The sequence below is a fragment of the Endozoicomonas sp. genome, from assembly GCF_031844845.1.
Taxonomy (GTDB): domain Bacteria; phylum Pseudomonadota; class Gammaproteobacteria; order Pseudomonadales; family Endozoicomonadaceae; genus Endozoicomonas.
Genome location: NZ_JAVRMB020000100.1, coordinates 1 through 7,495, shown reverse-complemented (window position 1 = coordinate 7,495; position 7,495 = coordinate 1). Strand labels below are relative to the sequence as shown.

General features: G+C 46.2%; 7 protein-coding genes. 2 read left to right on the top strand and 5 right to left on the bottom strand.

Annotation, left to right across the window (positions count from 1 at the left end; genetic code table 11):
* Nucleotides 1–211: 211 nt before the first annotated feature.
* Entirely contained in the window at nucleotides 212–1,204 is a 993-nt protein-coding gene (locus RM811_RS04840; RefSeq protein WP_402521327.1) for a transposase, read from the bottom strand.
* Nucleotides 1,205–1,334: 130 nt separating this feature from the next.
* Nucleotides 1,335–1,493: a TetR family transcriptional regulator gene (locus tag RM811_RS04835; protein WP_402521325.1), complete on the bottom strand. Its 159-nt coding sequence runs from the start codon at nucleotides 1,491–1,493 to the stop codon at nucleotides 1,335–1,337.
* A gap of 875 nt (nucleotides 1,494–2,368) precedes the next feature.
* On the opposite strand from RM811_RS04835, the gene RM811_RS04830 reads away from it, so the two are divergent.
* A complete protein-coding gene (locus tag RM811_RS04830) occupies nucleotides 2,369–3,994 on the top strand; it encodes an NAD(P)/FAD-dependent oxidoreductase (protein WP_402521323.1) in 1,626 nt (541 codons plus the stop codon).
* Between the two features lie 455 nt (nucleotides 3,995–4,449).
* Nucleotides 4,450–5,091: a hypothetical protein gene (locus RM811_RS04825; RefSeq protein WP_402521321.1), complete on the top strand. Its 642-nt coding sequence runs from the start codon at nucleotides 4,450–4,452 to the stop codon at nucleotides 5,089–5,091.
* A 219-nt stretch (nucleotides 5,092–5,310) separates the two neighbouring features.
* Here the strand turns inward: RM811_RS04825 and RM811_RS04820 are convergent, their stop codons facing one another.
* The 3 genes from RM811_RS04820 to RM811_RS04810 form a co-directional block, all read right to left on the bottom strand.
* A complete protein-coding gene (locus RM811_RS04820; protein ID WP_402521319.1) occupies nucleotides 5,311–6,651 on the bottom strand; it encodes an FAD-dependent monooxygenase in 1,341 nt (446 codons plus the stop codon).
* An 84-nt stretch (nucleotides 6,652–6,735) separates the two neighbouring features.
* A complete protein-coding gene (locus tag RM811_RS04815; protein WP_402521330.1) occupies nucleotides 6,736–7,029 on the bottom strand; it encodes a type II toxin-antitoxin system RelE/ParE family toxin in 294 nt (97 codons plus the stop codon).
* 2 nt (nucleotides 7,030–7,031) lie between these two features.
* The gene (locus RM811_RS04810; RefSeq protein ID WP_402521318.1) at nucleotides 7,032–7,316 is read right to left on the bottom strand and encodes a type II toxin-antitoxin system prevent-host-death family antitoxin; all 285 of its coding nucleotides are present in this window, start codon (nucleotides 7,314–7,316) and stop codon (nucleotides 7,032–7,034) included.
* Between the last annotated feature and the right edge of the window lie 179 nt (nucleotides 7,317–7,495).

Sequence of the window (7,495 nt, the reverse complement as noted above, 5' to 3'; positions counted from 1 at the left end):
TCCAATAATAATTTATTAGCTATAAAAACTCATAAATCAATCATCATCAGAATTAATCATCCCTGAATCCAAGTGATGCAGACATTACTATTGGTGGTGAATCCAGCTTTTGGATAAAAACTAACGGATAGGATTCTGCTTGGTACAGGCTGAACCAGCACTACGCGCCAACGGAATGCAGTTTAATCAATCAGGCGTAAAGAAATCAGTTTTATAATGGTGCCGATGAGTACAACCGACGACAAGCAAGAACACCCTGAAACCACTGCTGTCTTTGCTTTTCAGCGAAGGCTTTCATAGCGGCCAATTTACCTACCGCACGTTTGAAACGATTATTCCAGCCTATGGTTTTTAGCCACTCTTCTTCATCTATACCCAGTCTGGTCAGAATGGGAGGCGTATCAGCGGGTATGGCTCCCCGTTTGCCAGCTTTGAGTATTCTTCCGCTCCAGTCCACTAATTCAAAATAGTATTGTCGACTGAACGGAATGGACTCATCGGGGTTTTGTCCAGGGCATTGCAGAGGTTTAAGCTGTAGATCGGTTTGTTTATCAGTCAGATTATTATTCAGGTGCGTTATTCGTTGCTGGATGGATGTGTAGTCAGAGGCTTCTGGCGTATCGGCCATCTTTACTCTTATGGGGTTAAGGTCCACGTAAGCCATGCAAGTGAGAATAGCTGCTTCATCCAGCAAGGCCTGGCTTTTGAAACGACCTTCCCAGAATCGGCCTTTACAGCCATCTTCCTGATTGGCTTCGCGGGCCAGATGTTCGTTAAGGCAGCGCATAAACCAGCTGATGTCTTGCAAACGCTCCCGGTATAGTTGCGCGTAGTCATCAACCCGGCCTTGTTCTGCATCATCCAGTATCTCACCGGCAAGATAACGCTGAACCAGCATTGGCCCATTAAATAATTGTGTCCAGCGTTTGAGCACCTCCCGGTCACACCACTGCTTCGTTACAGTGGCGTTGATGTGGAGTACAACATGGTAATGATTGGACATGATGGCATAGGCACAGACTTCAATCGCAAAGATATTCACCAATAACTGGAGACGATCGATCACCCACTGGCGGCGATGTTCGTAGTTATTTCCCGAAAGATGATCCTGACCACAAAGCCACGCCCTGCGGACACAGCGAGCGACGCAATGGTAGTAGCGAGTACTCGTCGTATCGATCAGATTTCGCCGTGGGCTGGTCATGGGTTCTCCTGTAGGGAATGAAATGGTCACAGGAGTAAAATAGTGGAGTTGTTTATAGAGTCAAGTTTGTGGGTGTCCTATTATGTCTGCCTTTATAGAGTCAAGTTTGTGGGTGTCCTATTATGTCTGTCTATGTCTGTCTGTTAACGGAGGCTTCTGCGGCAACGGTATTGGTGTTCAGGCCTTCGTAGGCTTTATCCGCCAGAATTCGTGCAGCAGCGTCCAGAATGGCTTCGACAGTTTTTATCGATCGAGCCTGTCTGGGAACTGGACTGGTTGCAACATTCACAGTACACACCTTGGTGTCTAAAAACACCGTAGAAAACAAGTAAAGGCTTGTATTGTATACCCAAAGGATTTGAAGATGCAGTTAGGCGACAAGAGAGCGAAGCCTTGGGAGCTTAGATTAACCAGATGACCAAGGTGAGTGAACGCAGTCAACACTCCCTTTGGTCGACCGCGCGAAATTAGCAGCAGAGTCCAGTCAAGACACAACCTTCGTTTTTGAGAACTGAATTTAGTATATTAGGGGCGCATATCAGCTCACACCAAGCAACCAGGCATGCCAAAATTTTCCAGATGACGCCTGCTACCCGAAAAAACCAGGCCGCTTGTGCTTTTACGGGCAGCGAGTAGCGGCCTTTTACAAGTTTCAGTAAAATGTGGATCTTATTTCAGGACAATTCCTAAGTGATTGGGATGTGCGAACACAGACAACACCCCCGCATCTTCAAGTACGACGGGTATAAGCAGGGTGGTGTACCATTCGGAGGCGACACTCCCCGCCTCATCATACCCGAGGGCATAAAGGCGAGGCTTCTTTCTGACTTCACAGGCTACTGCCAGTTTATAACAACTGGACTTACACAGAAGCCTCCATCAGCAGTAACCGGGTGCCCCTCGGTTATTTTGTATTAACTTGTAGCACTGTAAAACAGTCATCGCTTGGTTATCGTCAACGACTGTTTTACTGATAAATCTGGAGAGATTCTAGACCATGACAAGAAATACACAAGCGGAACGCTCACCGCGTTCCCGTCTTATATCCCCGCCCGTTTAGGCGAGGGTTTACGACTATTTTGCTAAAGGCCTCTGACTTCTTTAATCCATAAAATATTGATCCATAACTATCTCCTCCACATTTTCATAGTGATATAGGTTTATATGCTTCGACTTAACGAAATAAAATTACCCCTTGATCATACCGATGATGAATTGACCAAAGCGGTCATTCAGAAGCTGATGATTCAGCCAGAAGAGTTGCTTGATCTTTCGACGTTTAAGCGTAGTTACGATGCCCGTAAAAAATCGAATATCATGCTGATTTATCAGTTGGATGTTGAGTTGACGGATTCAGCTGAAAAAACTGTGTTAGAGAATTTTGCGGGTAAATCCTTTGTCAGAGTGAGTCCTGACACCTCTTATCGCTTTGTCGCACAGGCCGACAGTCATTTCCCTGTGGGTGATCAGCAGCGCCCGGTCATTATTGGTTTTGGTCCCTGCGGTATTTTGGCTGCCCTGATATTGGCGCAGATGGGGCTAAAACCCATCGTATTAGAGCGCGGTCAGGATGTCAGGCAGCGTACCAAAGATACCTGGGGCTTATGGCGAGAGAGAAAACTGAATACTGAGTCCAATGTACAGTTTGGTGAAGGTGGTGCAGGTACTTTCTCCGATGGGAAATTGTACAGTCAGGTCAAAGATAAAAATCATCTGGGTAGAAAAGTATTAACAGAATTTGTTAAGTCGGGAGCGCCAGAAGAAATACTTTATGTTAGCAAACCCCATATTGGCACCTTCAAGTTGGTAAAAATGGTGGAAAATATGCGGGCGGAAATTATTCGCTTAGGCGGTGAAGTTCGTTTTAATAATAAAGTGGAAGCTATTCATCGTCAGGCTGATGGTCAAATTACCGGTTTGACATTAAATAGCGGTGAGAAAATTCATACTGGCCATATTATTTTGGCGATTGGACATAGTGCCCGTGATACCTTTCAAATGTTATTGGATCAGGGCGTTTATATTGAAGCAAAACCTTTTTCAATTGGTTTTCGAATTGAGCATCCGCAGTCTGTTATTGATCGCGCTAGATTTGGCGACTTTGCAGGGCATCCGATTTTGGGTGCGGCGGATTATAAATTGGTGCATCACTGTAAAAATGGTCGCAGTGTTTATAGTTTTTGCATGTGCCCCGGCGGCACGGTGGTAGCAGCGACCTCGGATGAGGGACAGGTTGTGACTAATGGTATGTCGCAATATTCCCGCAATGAAAGGAATGCAAATTCTGCCATCGTTGTTGGTATTGAGCCGGATAAAGATTATCCAGAACATGCATTGGCAGGTATTGATTTGCAGATTCAATTAGAGAAAAAAGCGTATGAAATGGGTGGCGGAAATTACAACGCCCCAGCGCAGCTGGTCGGTGATTTTCTTCGTAAGAAACCGTCAACCGAATTAGCCGGTGTTACTCCTTCTTATCAACCTGGAGTTACTTTGGGGGATTTAACGCAGGCCTTGCCAGAATTTGCAATTGCCGCTATTCGAGAAGCCATTCCTGTTTTCGATAACCAGATTAAAGGTTTTGCTATGGATGATGCGGTATTGACGGGCATAGAAACTCGTACCTCTTCCCCTATATGCATTAAGCGAGGAAAAGATTTTCAAAATATTAATACCAGGGGTTTGTATCCAGCGGGTGAAGGTGCGGGTTATGCCGGAGGGATTTTATCGGCGGCGATTGATGGCATTAAAGTAGCTGAGGCGGTAGCTTTGGATTTATTGGCGTCCTAGTGCAGGAAAGCGTTAGAACCCATACCGACACATTGTCGTCATCCCCGCGCAGGCGGGGATCCACTGCGTGGTAGGTTCTCGCCTTCGAGCCTGTCGCAAAGGTTGAAAATGCCGATTTCTACCCCCCTCCGTCTTTCCCGCGAAGGCGGGAATGACGGAGGTCTGGTACTTTCTACAATGCCACTTCCCTTAATGTCGGAATGACCGAGGATCCTTTGCAGCACCCGTATGTTTTCGCCAGTCATCATAAAGTGCTGTCGCGCCGGGAAGTTGTTCAAAAAAAGAGGTATTCAATGAAGTTTAAAAAAGTTAGCTGAACTAACATGCTTGTTATAGAAGGATATCAATCTATTTGATTATATTGGTTGAGATTTTCAGATGAAATTCAGAATAAATTAACGTTCTTTGTATAAGCTTTGGTTACTTTTTACTCATAATTGAAGAGGGTTTCTTTGATGCGAGTAAATAGTAACCAGGCAACGTCCAAATCAATAAAAAATGCTCATAATGGAGGTGACATGAAAATGCAGGCTACAGAAATCAATCCAGGCGCTGCTCGACCAATTCAAGATAACTCGACTTTCAATGCATTAGGTAGAGCCGCAAAGTGCTTTGGCAGAAGAGTATACAAAACAGCGGTTGCCATACCGTATGTTTTATATCATGTCTTTAGTTTAAGCACTGAGGCAGTGTGTGGTGCGGGTGGTGCTGTTGTAGGTGCTGTTGGAGGTGGAACGATTAAGTTAGCAAAATCCATCGGAGCTAAACTTGGCTTGTGCCAGAAATCAACACGACCACTTTCAGATTATGTAATAAAAGGCTTCCATACTGGCGCTAATATCGGCTGGCTTCCTGGTCAGGCTATTGGCGTGGTTGGATCATTAGTGACGACAGTTGCACTTTTGAATCCGTTCTCACTGGTTGTTGTAGGAGCGTCCCTTACCATGAGCGGTGTGATTGATAGCGTGGTGGCCTATCACGAGATTAAAATGACAGGAAAATCTTCTGTAGAAGATGAATCAAAAAACATCTTGAGAGATATCAGGCATGAATGCCGAGCTATGCATGATTGGCTTTATGATGAGAAAAAGTCTTAGCCGCCTGTCCAGGCGTATTGGGTGTTTCTGATCAATAAGTGTTAATGGGAAAATGCCCCCGGTGTAATAAAGCCCTCTGTCACTATTGTTTGACTGAGTGTTTCGATAAATCGGGGTATTCTCGACTTTCCCACAGATCGAGAAAGTTTGGGGTCGGGTCTTTCATTTTACGTGTGTTTTGACTCTGTACGGCTTTCCACAGGTTTAAATTTCATGCCGTTATCCAGATAACTTCTGCCTAATCACTTTGCTTATAATGCCAGGTGTCATCAAAACCATTGGGCTTTTCAAAAAGGTAAACGTTTCAATAAACCGCTGATGAATATCCTGATCTTTACCCGCCAGTTTCATAATGGTTTTGATGTAACTGTTCATCATGCTGATCCCCACCGGTTTTTTACCCCTGGTTCCCGGGTACATAAAGTCCGGACTGGCGGCCATCAGCCAGGGGATGATCTTTCCCTGACCGATCTGTTTCTGCAGGCGTGCCATGGTGGCAGGGGTAAAGTCGGTTTCCTGTTGCTCGAGCAGAACCTTGAGTTTTTGCAGATCTTTTAATGCCATGGTAACGCCCTGACCATAGATGGGATTAAAACTGCAGACGGCATCACCCACCACCAGAAAATTACCCGGCCACTGTTTAATACGATCATAGCGGCGCCAAAGGCTACCAGGAATCCGGTAGTTCAGTGGTTCACCGATGGGTGTTCCCTGCTTGAGCACTTCATAAAGGTCAGGCTGTGGCAGTGATTGTGCATAGTCCATAAACCCTGCCATCTCCAGGGTAGCGACTTCACCGTTGAAACCCACCAGGGTGGTCATCCATTCGCCGTTGCCGAGGGGGTATATCATTCCTCCTCGCTTGACGTTGGGGGGCTCTGGATAGATAGCCAGTACCTTCCAGTCCAGTGAGTCCGTGAGGCTTTCCGGGATCTGGAATTTTCGGGTGGTGTAGGAGATTTGTGCTCTGACCTCATCTTCCGTGACGCTGGCGATGCTGGCTTCACTGAGCCATTTGGGTGTGTGGGTACCCCGGCCTGCCGCATCAATGATCAGGTCGGCTTCCAGCATCTGAGTAGCGTCTTTATTAAGTGTTGCCTGGTAATGGACACCTTTGATTCGCCTGCCATCCTCAGACACGACCAGCCCAAGCACCCGGGAGCCGGTTTGCAATTGAATATTGCTCACTGATATGACCGTTTGACGAACCTGCCATTCAAACTGTGAACGGTGGCACCAGCCCATATCCACCCCGGAGTGGAACCGCTTTTTCCAGACACCAAACTGAAACCATTTCAGCTCTTCGGCTGCATCGGCAGGGTAGATGCCATACTCCCTGAGGTTGAACCGGGGTGTTCCAAAGAGTTGCTCCAGCAGCTCAATACCGCTGGGCAGTAATACATGGGAGTGCGAACCCTGACCGGCACCTTTATGGAGACCGCTGTCACTATCTAACGGGTCTTTTTCAAGAATGATGACTTCCTTAAAAAACGGCGACAGGGTTTTCGCTGCCATCAATCCTGCGACACTTCCACCAATCACTATTGCCCGTTGCATCATTTTTGTATCATCTCCATTCTTAAATAAAAAACGGCGTATCATCATCGGGAACTGCTGGTGGGAACCTATACCTTTCAACTATTGTCATCCCTTCACCCGCTTTTCTGCCAGTTTATAAACCTCACTGTCACGACGCATACCAACGGCCACAATTAGAATCCGGATTTTTCCTTTATTGACCTCATACACTATCCGCGTGTTACCGGTTCGTATTCTGCGAAGCCCTGACAATGTGCCACTTAATGGTTTTCCTGATTTTTCCGGCTCGCCATGTGCCATCCTGTTTTCAATGATTTTCAGGATTCTGCGGGCTTCAGCATTCCCCATAATTTTCAGATCGTCTTTTACCTGGGGAAGGTACTCAATTTTCCAGACCACATTCAATCCTTAAATTCCTTTATCATCTCTTCATGGCTGATTGTGGTTTTACCGTCAAAATTCGCCAGCCGCTCCCGGGCTACGGCCTCAATTCGTAAATCCTCCAGTTCATTTACCATCGCCTCAAACTGTTCAACACTGAGCAACACTGCCACCGGTTCATTGTTCCGCATTACCACGTATTTATCCTGCTCCCGGTTGCAAATCCTATCCAGATACAGTTTGAACTGACGGGCCAGCCGGGTGACTGGCAAAGCCTGATCGGCGGTTTCCAATAGGGCAGGCATAGCAATAATTCCTTTAAATATGTTTATTATCTGACAATAGTCTGCTTTTAAGCTGCTGTCATATTTTCAAACGTCAAAAAGAGGCGGCTTCAGTGACTTCAGGAAGAGTGACTTCAGGACACCCAGAAATTTATCCATGCATAAAATCAGGCTATTTTTCTGGGTGTCCTGTAAGTTTT